Origin of the sequence: Lysobacter capsici (assembly GCF_018732085.1) — a bacterium.
In the GTDB taxonomy this organism is placed as follows: domain Bacteria; phylum Pseudomonadota; class Gammaproteobacteria; order Xanthomonadales; family Xanthomonadaceae; genus Lysobacter; species Lysobacter capsici_A.
The window spans coordinates 517,717-530,340 of sequence record NZ_CP076103.1; the positions used below are offsets into that span (position 1 = coordinate 517,717).

Annotated in this window: 11 protein-coding genes; 9 read left to right on the forward strand and 2 right to left on the reverse strand. The window is 67.5% G+C overall.

The window, feature by feature from the left end; genetic code table 11:
- Window positions 1-138: 138 nt before the first annotated feature.
- Window positions 139-3,303, reverse strand: coding sequence for a bifunctional proline dehydrogenase/L-glutamate gamma-semialdehyde dehydrogenase PutA (putA, locus tag KME82_RS02110; protein WP_215498933.1), 3,165 nt, complete (start codon window positions 3,301-3,303; stop codon window positions 139-141).
- A gap of 570 nt (window positions 3,304-3,873) precedes the next feature.
- On the opposite strand from putA, the gene coxB reads away from it, so the two are divergent.
- From coxB to KME82_RS02130, 5 genes are all read left to right on the forward strand, one after another.
- Window positions 3,874-4,821, forward strand: a complete 948-nt coding sequence (gene coxB / locus KME82_RS02115; RefSeq protein WP_215497062.1) for a cytochrome c oxidase subunit II — start codon at window positions 3,874-3,876, stop codon at window positions 4,819-4,821.
- Between the two features lie 27 nt (window positions 4,822-4,848).
- Window positions 4,849-6,477 carry a cytochrome c oxidase subunit I gene (ctaD, locus tag KME82_RS02120; RefSeq protein WP_215497063.1) on the forward strand — a complete coding sequence of 543 codons (1,629 nt, stop codon included), beginning with the start codon at window positions 4,849-4,851 and terminating at the stop codon, window positions 6,475-6,477.
- A 76-nt stretch (window positions 6,478-6,553) separates the two neighbouring features.
- Window positions 6,554-6,685 carry a hypothetical protein gene (locus KME82_RS26790; protein WP_286673202.1) on the forward strand — a complete coding sequence of 44 codons (132 nt, stop codon included), beginning with the start codon at window positions 6,554-6,556 and terminating at the stop codon, window positions 6,683-6,685.
- Window positions 6,686-6,732: 47 nt separating this feature from the next.
- Window positions 6,733-7,341, forward strand: coding sequence for a cytochrome c oxidase assembly protein (locus tag KME82_RS02125; protein ID WP_286673203.1), 609 nt, complete (start codon window positions 6,733-6,735; stop codon window positions 7,339-7,341).
- A 31-nt stretch (window positions 7,342-7,372) separates the two neighbouring features.
- Complete coding sequence (locus KME82_RS02130; protein ID WP_215497065.1) at window positions 7,373-8,251, forward strand: cytochrome c oxidase subunit 3; 879 nt, start codon at window positions 7,373-7,375, stop codon at window positions 8,249-8,251.
- Between the two features lie 425 nt (window positions 8,252-8,676).
- Here the strand turns inward: KME82_RS02130 and KME82_RS02135 are convergent, their stop codons facing one another.
- Entirely contained in the window at window positions 8,677-8,904 is a 228-nt protein-coding gene (locus tag KME82_RS02135) for a twin transmembrane helix small protein (protein ID WP_215497066.1), read from the reverse strand.
- Between the two features lie 186 nt (window positions 8,905-9,090).
- On the opposite strand from KME82_RS02135, the gene KME82_RS02140 reads away from it, so the two are divergent.
- The 4 genes from KME82_RS02140 to KME82_RS02155 all read left to right on the forward strand — a co-directional run bounded on the left by KME82_RS02140 (window position 9,091) and on the right by KME82_RS02155 (window position 12,587).
- Window positions 9,091-9,831, forward strand: a complete 741-nt coding sequence (locus KME82_RS02140) for an SURF1 family protein (RefSeq protein ID WP_215497067.1) — start codon at window positions 9,091-9,093, stop codon at window positions 9,829-9,831.
- A complete protein-coding gene (locus KME82_RS02145; RefSeq protein WP_430538776.1) occupies window positions 9,828-10,427 on the forward strand; it encodes a hypothetical protein in 600 nt (199 codons plus the stop codon). Before KME82_RS02140 ends, KME82_RS02145 begins: the two co-directional genes overlap by 4 nt.
- Window positions 10,428-10,506: 79 nt before the next feature.
- Complete coding sequence (locus KME82_RS02150) at window positions 10,507-11,655, forward strand: COX15/CtaA family protein (RefSeq protein ID WP_215498935.1); 1,149 nt, start codon at window positions 10,507-10,509, stop codon at window positions 11,653-11,655.
- Window positions 11,655-12,587, forward strand: coding sequence for a heme o synthase (locus KME82_RS02155; protein ID WP_215497068.1), 933 nt, complete (start codon window positions 11,655-11,657; stop codon window positions 12,585-12,587). The genes KME82_RS02150 and KME82_RS02155 overlap by 1 nt, the downstream gene beginning before the upstream one ends.
- The last annotated feature ends 37 nt before the right edge of the window (window positions 12,588-12,624 follow it).

Sequence of the window (12,624 nt, forward strand, 5' to 3'; positions counted from 1 at the left end):
AAGGCGTGGCTTGGGGCGTAATCGCGACATCGTGCCTGCGACGTGAGCGAGGTTTCGCGGTCGCGGCTCGCGCCGCTCCTACAGGGCGCGGCGCGGCTTGCGCGGCGGGGCGAGTCGTCGCCCCGCCGTGCTCCGCGATCAATCGCCCAGGGTCAGCAGCGAGGCGTTGCCGCCGGCGGCCGTGGTGTTGACGGTGATCGTCTTTTCGGTGGTGAAGCGCGGCAGGTAGTGCGGGCCGCCGGCCTTCGGGCCGGTGCCGGACAGGTTCTGCCCGCCGAAGGGCTGCACGCCGACGACCGCGCCGATCTGGTTGCGGTTGACGTAGCAGTTGCCGACCTTCACCCGCGCGCTGATGCGGTCGATGGTTTCGTCGATGCGCGAGTGGATGCCCAGGGTCAGGCCGTAACCGGTGGCGTTGATCGCGTCGATCACCGCGTCGAGCTGATCGGCCTTCCAGCGGATCACGTGCAGCACCGGGCCGAACACTTCCTTGTGCAGCTGATCGAGCGACTTGAGCGCGTACGCGCGCGGGGCGAAGAAGCTGCCGTGGGCGCTGTCGGCATCGACCGGCACTTCGGCGATCTTGGTCGCTTCGGTGTCCATGCGCGCGGCATGGTCGACCAGCATCTTCAGCGCGTCTTCGTCGATCACCGGGCCGACGTCGGTCGACAGCAGGCCGGGATCGCCGACCTTGAGCTCGGCCATCGCGCCGGCGAGCATGGTGGTGACCTTGTCGGCGATGTCGTCCTGCACGAACAGCACGCGCGCGGCCGAGCAGCGCTGGCCGGCCGAGGTGAAGGCCGAGCCGATCGCGTCCTTGACCAGTTGCTCGGGCAGCGAGGACGAGTCGGCGATCAATGCGTTCTGGCCGCCGGTCTCGGCGATCAGCACGCCGATCGCGGCGTCGCGCGCGGCCAGCGAACGGTTGATCGCGCGCGCGGTGTCGGTGGAACCGGTGAAGGCCACGCCGGCCACGCGCGGGTCCTTCGTCAATGCCGCGCCGACGGTGGCGCCGTCGCCGGGCAGGAACTGCAGCACCGCTTCGGGCACGCCGGCTTCGTGCAGCAGCTTCACGGCGTAGTAGCCGATCAGATTGGTCTGTTCGGCCGGCTTGGCGATCACGCTGTTGCCGGCGGCGAGCGCGGCGGAGATTTGTCCGGCGAAGATCGCCAGCGGGAAGTTCCACGGGCTGATGCACACGAACACGCCGCGGCCGGACAGATGCAGGGTGTTGGATTCGCCGGTCGGGCCGGGCAGGGCTTCGGGGGCGAACAGCTTGCGCGCCTGCGCGGCGTAGTAGCGCAGGAAGTCGACCGCTTCGCGCACTTCGGCGACGCCGTCGGGAATGGTCTTGCCGGCTTCCTTGGTGCACAGCGCGATGTACTGCGGCATGCGCTCCTCGAGCAGGGTCGCGGCGTGTTCGAGGATCGTCGCGCGGCTGGCGGCCGGCATCGTGTCCCAGGCTTCCTGCGCGGCGACCGCGTTCTTGAGCGCGAGCTCGACGGTGGCGGCGTCGGCGGCCTTCCACTGGCCGACGATTTCGCGGCGGTCGGCCGGATTGGTCACGGCGATGTCGGGGCCTTGCACGTTCGCGCCCGGCACCAGCGGCGCGGCGCGCCAGTTGGCGGCCGCGGCGGCGTTCACTTGCGCGGCGAGGGTCTGCAGTTGCTGATCGTTGGCGAGATTGACGCCCATGGAATTGGTCCTGTCGAAGCCAAAGCTGCGGTACAAATCGGCGGGAAGAGGAATGCGCGGATGCGGAATGCTGTCGAACGCGGCGACGGTTTCGACCGGGTCCTGGATCAGGTCGTCGATCGCGATGGCTTCGTCGGTGATGCGGTTGACGAAGCTGGAATTGGCGCCGTTTTCGAGCAGGCGGCGCACCAGGTACGGCAGCAGGTCTTCGTGCGAACCGACCGGCGCGTACACGCGGCACGGCGCGTTCAAGCGGTCGGCCGGAATCACTTCGGCGTACAGGTCGTCGCCCATGCCGTGCAGCTTCTGGAATTCGAAGTGCTGCGCGCGGCCCATCGCCTTGGCGCGCTGGTGGATGGTGGCGATGGTCTGCGCGTTGTGGGTGGCGAACATCGGATAGATCGCATCGCCGGCTTCGAGCATGCGCCGCGCGTTCGCCAGATACGACACGTCGGTGTTCGGCTTGCGGGTGAACACCGGGTAGCCGGCCTGACCGTCGACCTGGGCGCGCTTGACCTCGCTGTCCCAGTACGCGCCCTTGACCAGGCGCACCGGGATGCGGCGGCCGGTCTTGCGGGCGAGGTCGGCGATGAAGTCGATCGCCTCGGGCGCGCGCTTTTGATACGCCTGAATCGCCAGGCCGTAGCCTTCCCAGCCGTCGAGCGACTTGTCGCTGTACGCCGCAGCGATCACGTCGAGCGACATTTCCAGGCGGTCGGCTTCCTCGGCGTCGATGGTGAAGCCGATGCCGTAGCCCTTGGCCAGCTGCGCCAGTTCCAGCACGCGCGGAGTCAGTTCGGCGAACACGCGCTCGCGCTTGGCATGCTCGTAGCGCGGGTGCAGCGCGGACAGCTTGACCGAGATCGACGGGGTGGCGAACACGTCGGCATTTTTGTAATTGCCGCTCTTGCCGATCGCATGGATCGCGTCGCGATACGCCTGCAGATAACGCAGCGCGTCCTTGGTGGTCAGCGCGCCTTCGCCGAGCATGTCGAAGGAATAGCGGTAGTTCGCGTTGTCGCCCTTCTTCGAGCGCGACAGCGCTTCGCCGATGGTGCGGCCCATGACGAACTGGTGGCCCATGATCCGCATCGCCTGGCGCACGGCCAGGCGGATCACCGGTTCGCCGACCCGGCCGACCAGGCGCTTGAAGGCGTTGTGGACGTCGCGCTTGGTGTCGTCGGCCAGATCGACCAGCTTGCCGGTCAGCATCAGGCCCCAGGTCGAGGCGTTGACCAGCACCGAGTCGGACTGGCCCAGGTGGCGCTTCCAGTCGGCGTCGCCCAATTTGTCGCGGATCAGCTTGTCGGCGGTTTCCTGGTCCGGAATGCGCAGCAGCGCCTCGGCCACGCACATCAGCAGCACGCCTTCGTCGCTGCCCAGGTCGTACTGGCGCATGAAGGCTTCGATCGCGCCCTGGTCCTGCGCGCGGGCGCGCACGCGCTTGACCAGACCGGCCGCGGTGGCCTGGGCGGCGTCGCGGTCGGCGTCGGGCAGGCGCGCGATTTCGAGCAGATGGCGGACGTGATCGGCTTCGTCGCGGACCCAGCCGGCGGTCAGCGCCGCGCGCGGTCCGGAGGTGGGCGGCGGCAGCTCGGGGCTGATCATGGAAGTCGGCGGCGGGCCGTCGCTGGCGACGGCGGAGGGAGCATTGGTGGACATCGGGCCCGGCACGGGGGTGGGAAGTCCGACATTTTAGAGCTTTCTCTCGGGCTCGGACGGCCCGGGACCGGGGCCCGGGCCGCGTCGGTGCCGGCCGGTCGCGCCGGGTGCCCGAAGGGACACGCTGGGCAAGGTCGCCACGCCGCGCGGCGGGCGCCGATGGCGCGATCGGCGCGTTATGGCCCACTGGAACTTGCATGGATCACGTTTGCAAGGGACCTCGTCGACAGGCCATAACCGGCCCGAAGCGCGCGCAAAGCCCCGTGCGGCGTAGCGCGACGACGGTGGCGCGCGCGCGAGGTTCGCAGTTCCGGGTTGCCGCAGGACGGGTCGGCCGCTACCATTTCTCGGTTATCCGTAGCGCCGATGCCGGCGTGATGGGCCCTGATCAGGGCTCGCCAGCCACCTTTAGACCGGACGGCCCCTTGCCCAGCTCCATGGCGCAGGTCGGTGCCGGGAAAGGCAGCCCGCGGAGCGCGTCGTGAACATCACACTGATTTTTCGGGGCTCGAACTGATGAAAGCCGGTCGTTTCAAGCAGTGGGCAGCGGGCATCGCCTCGATGGCGCTGCCGGTCCTCGCGTTTGCCCAGGCTGCGGACCCTAAGCCGTGGCAGCTGAACATGGGCAAGGGCGTCACCGCCCAGTCGATGAACGCCCACTCCGCGCACATGCTCGCGCTGTGGATCTGCGTGGTGATCGGCATCCTGGTCTTCGGCGCGATGGCCGTGGCCATGTTCAAGTTCCGCAAGTCCAAGGGCGCGGTGCCCGACAAGGACTTCGTCCACAGCACCAAGCTGGAGATCGTCTGGACCGTGGTGCCGGTGGTGCTGCTGGTGCTGATGGCGTTCCCGGCGACCAGCAAGCTGATCGCGATGTACGACACCCGCGACGCGGCCATGACCGTGAAGGTCACCGGCTACCAGTGGATGTGGAAGTACGACTACCTCGGTGAGGGCGTGGCCTTCACCAGCCGCCTGGACCGCAAGAGCGACCAACTGCGCCAGAGCGGCAAGCACGTCACCGCCGCCGACCACGAGCACTACCTGCTTGACGTCGACAACGTGCTGGTGCTGCCGGTCGACACCAAGATCCGCTTCGTGATCACCGCCGACGACGTGATCCACGCGTGGTGGGTGCCGGCCCTGGGCTGGAAGCAGGACGCGATCCCGGGCATCGTCAACGAGGCCTGGACCGACATCAAGGAACCGGGCATCTACCGCGGCCAGTGCGCCGAGCTGTGCGGCAAGGACCACGGCTTCATGCCGATCGTCGTGCGCGCGGTGTCCAAGGTCGAGTACCAGCGCTGGCTGGCCGAGCAGAAGGCCAAGAACGCTCCGCCTGCCGCGCCGGCGACCCCGGCTGCTGCGCCTGCCGCCGCCCCGACCGAAGCGGCGCCCGCCGCGCCGGCCGCCGCGGCTTCGAATTCCGACACCACGACCGCGGCTCCCGCGGTCGCCGGTTGATCGTCCAAGCATTCTCAGAGGTAGGCCATGGCAGCCACGCACCCCGTCGCCGATCATCATCACGACCACGATGATCATCATGCCCACCAGCAGGGCTTCATCGAGCGTTGGTTCTTCTCGACCAACCACAAGGACATCGGCACGCTGTATCTGATCTTCAGCTTCGTGATGTTCATCATCGGCGCGGGCATGTCGGTGATCATCCGAGCCGAACTGGCCGAGCCGGGCCTGCAGTTCGTCAAGCCCGAGTTCTTCAACCAGATGACCACCATGCACGCGCTGGTGATGATCTTCGGCGGCGTGATGCCGGCCTTCGTCGGCCTGGCCAACTGGATGATCCCGTTGCAGATCGGCGCGCCGGACATGGCGCTGCCGCGCATGAACAACTGGTCGTTCTGGATCCTGCCGTTCGCCTTCACCCTGCTGCTGATGACCCTGTTCCTGCCGGGCGGCGCGCCGGCCGGCGGTTGGACGCTGTACCCGCCGTTGTCGCTGCAGGGCGGCTCCAACGTGGCCTTCGCGATCTTCGCCATCCACATGATGGGCATCAGCTCGATCATGGGCGCGATCAACGTCATCGCCACCATCCTCAACATGCGCGCCCCGGGCGTGGACCTGTTGAAGATGCCGATCTTCTGCTGGACCTGGCTGATCACCGCCTTCCTGCTGATCGCGGTGATGCCGGTGCTCGCCGGCGCGGTGACGATGCTGCTGACCGACAAGTTCTTCGCCACCTCGTTCTTCAACGCGGCCGGCGGCGGCGACCCGGTGATGTTCCAGCACATCTTCTGGTTCTTCGGTCACCCCGAGGTCTACATCATGATCCTGCCGGCGTTCGGCGTGGTGTCGGAGATCATCCCGACCTTCAGCCGCAAGCCGCTGTTCGGTTACCAGGCGATGGTCTACGCGACCGCGTCGATCGCGTTCCTGTCGTTCATCGTGTGGGCGCACCACATGTTCACCGTCGGCATGCCGCTCGGTGGCGAGATCTACTTCATGTTCGCGACCATGCTGATCGCGGTCCCGACCGGCGTGAAGGTGTTCAACTGGGTCACCACCATGTGGCGCGGCTCGATCTCGTTCGAAGCGCCGATGCTGTGGGCGATCTCGTTCGTGGTCCTGTTCACCATCGGCGGTTTCTCCGGCCTGATGCTCGCGATCGTGCCGGCCGACTTCCAGTACCACGACACCTACTTCGTGGTCGCGCACTTCCACTACGTGCTGGTGACCGGCGCGCTGTTCTCGATCATCGCCGCGGTCTACTACTGGTGGCCGAAGTGGACCGGCCGCATGTACAACGAGACGGCGGCCAAGATCCATTTCTGGTGGACGATGATCTTCGTCAACCTGCTGTTCTTCCCGCAGCACTTCCTGGGCCTGGCCGGCATGCCGCGCCGCATCCCGGACTACAACGTGGTGTTCGCGGACTGGAACCTGATCAGCTCGATCGGCGCGTTCGGCATGTTCCTGACCCCGTTCATGATGCTCGGCATCCTGTGGCATTCGAAGCGTTACGGCGTCAAGGCCGAAGCGCGTTCGTGGGAATCGGCCAAGGGCCTGGAGTGGACCGTGCCGAGCCCGGCGCCGCACCACACCTTCGGCACCCCGCCGGTCATCCGCGACGGCGATCTGGCCCACGGCGACATCACCCACTAAGAGCGCATGATCGGGTGAGGCCCGCGCTCGAACGCTTCGGCGAACGCGCGCGGGACGCCCCTCCAAGAAGACCGCCATGACCCAGCCGACCGACCAGACCGATCTGACCCAACGCCGTTCGGCCGCGCGCCGCACCGCGCTGTGGTTCGGGCTGGCCGCGATCGCGGTGTATGTCGGCTTCATCGCGCTCGGGGTGCTGAACAAATGAGCGCGCACGAGCCCAAGGGCGATCGGCCGGGTGTGGATCGGGCCGGCGTGGATCAGCCCGATGTCAACCAGGCCCGCGCCCAGTCCGGCCCGAAGATGACCAAGATCATGGTCGGCGTCGCGCTGGGGGCGTTCGCCTTCACCTTCGCGCTGGTGCCGATGTACCGCATCGCCTGCGAGAAAGTGTTCGGCATCCGCCTGGAACGTGGCGTGGCCGATGCCGACCTCGGCGGGCACGCGGTATCCGATCGCATGGTCACCGTGCAGTTCGACGGTAGCGTCAATTCCAAGCTGCCGTGGGACTTCAAGCCGCACGTGCTCAGCATGAAGGTGCGTCCGGGCGAGCAGTACGAAACCACCTACTACGCCCGCAACACCACCGACCGCGCCATCGTCGGCAGCGCCTCGCCCTCGGTGGCGCCCGCGCGCGCGTCGGGCTATTTCAACAAGACCGAATGCTTCTGCTTCACCGCCCAGACCCTGCAGGCCGGCGAAGCGCGCGAAATGCCGGTGCGTTTCATCATCGACCCGAACCTTCCGGCCGATGTCGAAACGGTCACCTTGTCCTACACGTTCTTCAAGAACGACGTGCTGACCGCGCGCCTGCAGCAGGGGGCGACGTCGAAGACGCCGGCCTCGCCGCTGGCGGCGCCGTAAGCCTCGCACTAATCACCAACGGAACGCCGCCATGGCCCACGCCCACACGCCAGACGCCAACATCTACTACGTGCCGCACAGCAGCCGCTGGCCGTTCCTCGGTTCGATCGGGCTGTTCACCACCATGATCGGCGTCGCCAGCTGGCTCAACGAAGTCAACTGGGGCAAGCCCACCTTCTTCGTCGGCATCGCGTTGATGATCGGCGTGCTGTTCGGCTGGTTCGGCGACGTGATCCGCGAATCGGTGCGCGGCAACTACAACAAGCAGGTCGACGTGTCCTTCCGCATGGGCATGGTCTGGTTCATCTTCTCGGAAGTGATGTTCTTCGCCGCGTTCTTCGGCGCGCTGTTCTACGCGCGCCAGTTCGCGCTGCCGTGGCTCGGCGGCGACGGCGACGGCGTGATGACCAACAGCCTGCTGTGGCCGGAATTCAGCGCGGCCTGGCCGAGCAGCGGCCCCGGCGGTGTCGGCGGCGCGTTCGAGACCATCCCGGCGTGGGGTCTGCCGCTGCTCAACACCTTGATCCTGTTGACCTCCGGTTCGACCGTCACCGCCGCGCACCACGCGCTCAAGGGCGGCCACCGCAAGGCGCTGCTGTTCTGGCTGGGCCTGACCGTGCTGCTGGGCTGCACCTTCCTGTTCTTCCAGGCCGAGGAATACATCCACGCCTACACCGAGCTGAACCTGACCCTGGGTTCGGGCATCTACGGTTCGACCTTCTTCATGCTCACCGGCTTCCATGGTCTGCACGTGACCCTGGGTACGCTGATGCTGGCGATCATCTGGTTCCGCTGCCTCAAGGGCCATTTCGACAAGGACAACCACTTCGCGTTCGAAGCGGTGGCCTGGTACTGGCACTTCGTCGACGTGGTGTGGCTGGGCCTGTTCCTGTTCGTCTACGTGCTGTAAGCGCGCGACGGACGAACGGCAAAATCATGACGAGGGCCGGCGCTGCCGGCCTTTCGTTTTTTGCGGTGGTGTTGATGGCGTTGCGATTAGGGCGGTGTTGGCTTTGTTCCTCGCCGCGGACGCGCTAGACGCCGGCGGGTGTGCAAGTCCAAGAGCAGTGAAGAGCGGTCAAGAGCAATCGAAGAGGTGAATGTGCCCGTAGGGCGCGCCCTCCCAAGACCGTCATTCCCGCGAAGGCGGGAATCCAGTGCCTTTCGTGCGAGCACGCTTGAAGTCACTGGATGTTCGGCTCCGCCGAAGTAAAACGAAGCCGCCTTCGCGGGAATGACGGTCTGAAAGAGGCGGAAGCCCTTGAAGATTCGCGGCTTCGGCGGATCAGCCGCCGATGCAATCAGCCAGCCAACTGTGGCCAGCCATCCGCCGCCTCAATTCGGATTCGACCCCACCCCATGCGGCGTAATCCAGCCCATGTAGATCGCCAGGATCACCAGCAAGATCAGCGCGACGGACAGCGCGATACGACGGGTCAGCGCGTTGACGGTGCGCTTGCTCTGCCCCTTGTCCACCAGCATGTAATACAGACCGGCGCCCAGGTTCCACACGATGACGATCAGGAAGGCGACAACCAGCAGGATCTTCAGCGACTCGTTCATCGCGGCCTCCTCGGGCGCGCGCGGCGCGCGCATGAATGCGAAGGCGGCATTATCGCTCCGATTCGCCGGCCGCGCCGAGTGCGGCAACGGGTCGCACCGGCCTGACGCTGGCGCTCGCCGGCGCTGCATTGGCGGCATGCGCGCCCGCGTCACCCAAGCGGCCGTCGCCCGCACGGACGGCGCGCGATGAGCCGCCGCGGCACGCTGCTGTTCGGCTGGGTCCTGGCGCTGGCGACGATCGCGGTGTTTGCCAACCTGGGCCGTTGGCAGTCGCACCGCGCGGTCGAGAAGCAGGCCATGCTCGATGCCGCCGCCGCGGTGCTGCACGATCGCCGCCCCAAGCCGCTGGCGCTCGCCGACGATGCGGCGCGGCTGCGCGACTACGACTGGGCGTCGGGACTGGGCTCGTTCGACGCGCGCGGCCCGTTGCTGCTCGACAACCAGCAGCGCAACGGCCGCGCCGGCGTGCGGGTGTACCGCATCTTCCTGCCGCGCCAGAGCGGCCCGCTGCTGGTAGACCTGGGCTGGCTGCCGCTGGCCGGCGATCGCAAGCTGCCGGTGATAGCCAAACCCGAGGGCGAGTTCGCGCTCAGCGGCCTGCTGACCGCGCCGCCGTCCAGCGGCATCGCCCTGGGCGCCGGCATCGGCCGCGAGGGCGAGGGCTGGCTGCTGACCCGGGTCGACCCGGCCGCGATCGCCAGTACCACCGGTTTGTCGGTGCCGCTGGCGCCGCGCGTGCTGCGCCTGGACCCGGCGATCAAGCTCGGCTATGAACGCGACCTGGAACTGCTCGCCAACACCCTGCCGCCGCAGCAGCATCGCGGCTACGCGTTGCAGTGGTACGCGCTGGCCCTGGCGGTGCTCGCCACCGCGCTCATCCTCACCTTCCGCCGCAAGCGGACCCGCCCCGAGCCCGAACAACCATGACCGATCCCGCTTCTCCGAACTCCGGCGCGCCGAACGCCGATTTCAATCGGCAGCGCAACCGCAACCGGCTGGTGTTGGTGCTGATCGCCGCGTTCTTCTTCGTGCCGATGCTGGTGGCCGGGATCCTGCGCTTCACCGACCACCACCCGGCGGTGAACCGCCAGCACGGCGAACTGCTCGAACCCAAGCCGGACCTGCGCGCGCACGAGCCGCGCCTGGCCGACGGCAAGCCCTATCCGTGGCAGCCGCAGGCGCGGGTGTGGCGCATCCTGGTCGCGCCCCAGCCCGGGTGCTTCGATGCCTGCGTCAAATTGTCGCGCGAGCTCGACACGGTCTGGCAGCTGTTCGGCAAGGACGCCGACCAGGTCGACATCCTGTGGTTCGGCGCCCTGCCCGAAGGGGCCGCGCGGCCGGCGTCGCTGCGGTTGCTGGCCGATTCGCCGTCGACGCGGGCCCTGCTGCCGCGCCTGAACGATCCGGCCGGCACGCCAGTGTATGTGATCGACCCGAACGGCTTCGTGATTCTGCGCTACGCTCCCGGCTTCGAACCGGGCGGTCTGCGCGCGGACCTCGTCAAGCTGCTGAAACTGATGTGATCGGTGGGCCGGCGCGGCGCGCTGGTCCCGGTATCGCGAGCATCGAGCAGGAAAGAGTTTTCGAATGAGCGTAGCGAGCATGACCGGCCTGAGCGCTTCGGGCCTGTACAAGAATTTTCATCGCATTGCGTGGCTGGCCGTCGCGCTGGCTTTGTGCGTGATCGTGTTCGGCGCCTTCGTGCGCCTGTCCAACGCCGGCCTGAGCTGCCCGGACTGGCCGACCTGCTACGGCCGCGCCGCGTGGCCGACCACCGCGCACGAAATCACCGACCACGCCGCGACCGCGATCCGCCCGGTCGAAGTACACAAGGCCTGGCGCGAACAATTCCATCGCATGATCGCCGGTCTGCTCGGCGTGCTGGTGCTGACCCTGGCGCTGGTGTCGGCGCGCCGGCGCAGCAAGGGCATGGCGCAGATCGCCCTGGCCGCGGCGGTGGTCGCGATCGCGATCCCGCTGTACATGAAAGGCCAGCACGTCGCCGCGTCCGCGTTGGCGATCGTCGGCGAAGGCATCCTGCTCGCCGCGGCCTTGCGCTGGAGCAACACCGATCTGTCGCGCGCCAGCGCGCTGACCCTGGCGGTGATCATCTTCCAGGCCCTGCTGGGCATGTGGACGGTGACGTGGCTGCTCAAGCCGATCGTGGTGATGGGTCACTTGCTGGGCGGCCTGCTGACCTTCTCGCTGCTGGTGTGGATCGCCTGGCGCGCGACCAATCAGCCGATCCGGCTGGCCGATGCGAGCAGCGTGCGTCGCCTGATCATGCTCGGCATCGCCGTGCTCGGCGTGCAGATCGCGCTCGGCGGCTGGACCAGCGCCAACTACGCCGCGCTCGCCTGCGGCAACGATTTCCCGACCTGCGTCGGCCAGTGGATGCCGCGCCACGACTTCCGTGAAGCATTCGTGCTGTGGCGCGGGATCGGCGTGGACTACGAAGGCGGCATCCTCGACGGCGAGGCGCGCATCGCGATCCAGCTCGCGCACCGGGCGATGGCGATGGTCGTGTTCGTGTACCTGCTCGGCCTGATGGTGAAGCTGCTGCGCACCCCGGGCATGCGCGGCTGGGCGAGCCTGCTGGGCGCGTTGACCCTGCTGCAGGTTGGCCTGGGCATCGCCAACGTCAAACTCAGCCTGCCGCTCGCGGTCGCGGTCGCGCACAACGCCGGCGCGGTGCTGCTGCTGTTCGTGCTGGTGTCGCTGCTCGCGCGCCTGCGCACGCCGGAGACCTGATGAACGCCACCACCCGCCCCACCGCGAGGCAGTACTGGGCGCTGACCAAGCCGCGCGTGGTCGCGTTGATCGTGTTCACCGCGATCGTCGGCATGTTCCTGGCGGTGCCGGGCTGGCCGCCGTTGCGCGAGTCGGTGCTGGGCTTCCTAGGCATCTGGCTGGCCGCGTCCTCGGCCGCGGCGATCAATCAACTGCTGGACTCGCGCATCGACGCGAAGATGGCGCGCACCTCGTGGCGGCCGATCGTCGCCGGGCAGGTGTCGCCGACGCAGGCGCTGGTGTTCGCGCTGATCCTGGCCGCGGCCTCGATGCTGATCCTGGTGCTGTGGGTCAACGTGATCACCGCCGTGCTGACCTTTGCCTCGCTGATCGGCTACGCGGTGATCTACACCGTGTTCCTCAAGCGCGCCACGCCGCAGAACATCGTGATCGGCGGCGTCGCCGGCGCCGCGCCGCCGCTGCTGGGCTGGGCCGCGGTCACCGGCATGCAGGGGCCGTGGGACTGGGCGCACGCGCTGCTGCTGGTGCTGATCATCTTCGTGTGGACGCCGCCGCATTTCTGGGCGCTGGCGATCTTCCGCCGCGCCGACTACGCGCGCGCGATGGTGCCGATGCTGCCGGTCACCCACGGCGTGCAATACACGCGCTGGCAAATCCTGTTCTACACCGTGCTGCTGGTGGCGGTGACCGTGCTGCCGTGGGCGGTGAGCATGAGCGGCCTGTTCTACCTGGGCGGCGCCCTGGTGCTCGGCGCGATGTTCCTGTACTACGCCTGGAAACTGATGGACCCGCCCGACGAGTTGTACGCGATGCGGGTTTTCAACTACTCGATCGTCTACTTGATGGCGTTGTTCGCGTTCTTGATGATCGACCACTGGATGCTGCCGGCGTTGCAGCCGGCCGCGGCCTTCGAGCTGCGCCAGGTGGGTTGATCGGTCGAGGCGCCGAACGCGCGGCCACCATTCGAAA

Coding starts and splice junctions, on each gene's coding strand:
- KME82_RS02130 (WP_215497065.1), top strand. CDS start 7,373: ATGGCCCACGCCCACACGCCAGACGCCAACATCTACTACGTGCCGCAC.
- ctaD (WP_215497063.1), top strand. CDS start 4,849: ATGGCAGCCACGCACCCCGTCGCCGATCATCATCACGACCACGATGAT.
- KME82_RS02155 (WP_215497068.1), top strand. CDS start 11,655: ATGAACGCCACCACCCGCCCCACCGCGAGGCAGTACTGGGCGCTGACC.
- putA (WP_215498933.1), bottom strand. CDS start 3,303: ATGATCAGCCCCGAGCTGCCGCCGCCCACCTCCGGACCGCGCGCGGCG.
- KME82_RS02150 (WP_215498935.1), top strand. CDS start 10,507: ATGACCGGCCTGAGCGCTTCGGGCCTGTACAAGAATTTTCATCGCATT.
- coxB (WP_215497062.1), top strand. CDS start 3,874: ATGAAAGCCGGTCGTTTCAAGCAGTGGGCAGCGGGCATCGCCTCGATG.
- KME82_RS02145 (WP_430538776.1), top strand. CDS start 9,828: ATGACCGATCCCGCTTCTCCGAACTCCGGCGCGCCGAACGCCGATTTC.
- KME82_RS26790 (WP_286673202.1), top strand. CDS start 6,554: ATGACCCAGCCGACCGACCAGACCGATCTGACCCAACGCCGTTCGGCC.
- KME82_RS02140 (WP_215497067.1), top strand. CDS start 9,091: ATGAGCCGCCGCGGCACGCTGCTGTTCGGCTGGGTCCTGGCGCTGGCG.
- KME82_RS02135 (WP_215497066.1), bottom strand. CDS start 8,904: ATGAACGAGTCGCTGAAGATCCTGCTGGTTGTCGCCTTCCTGATCGTC.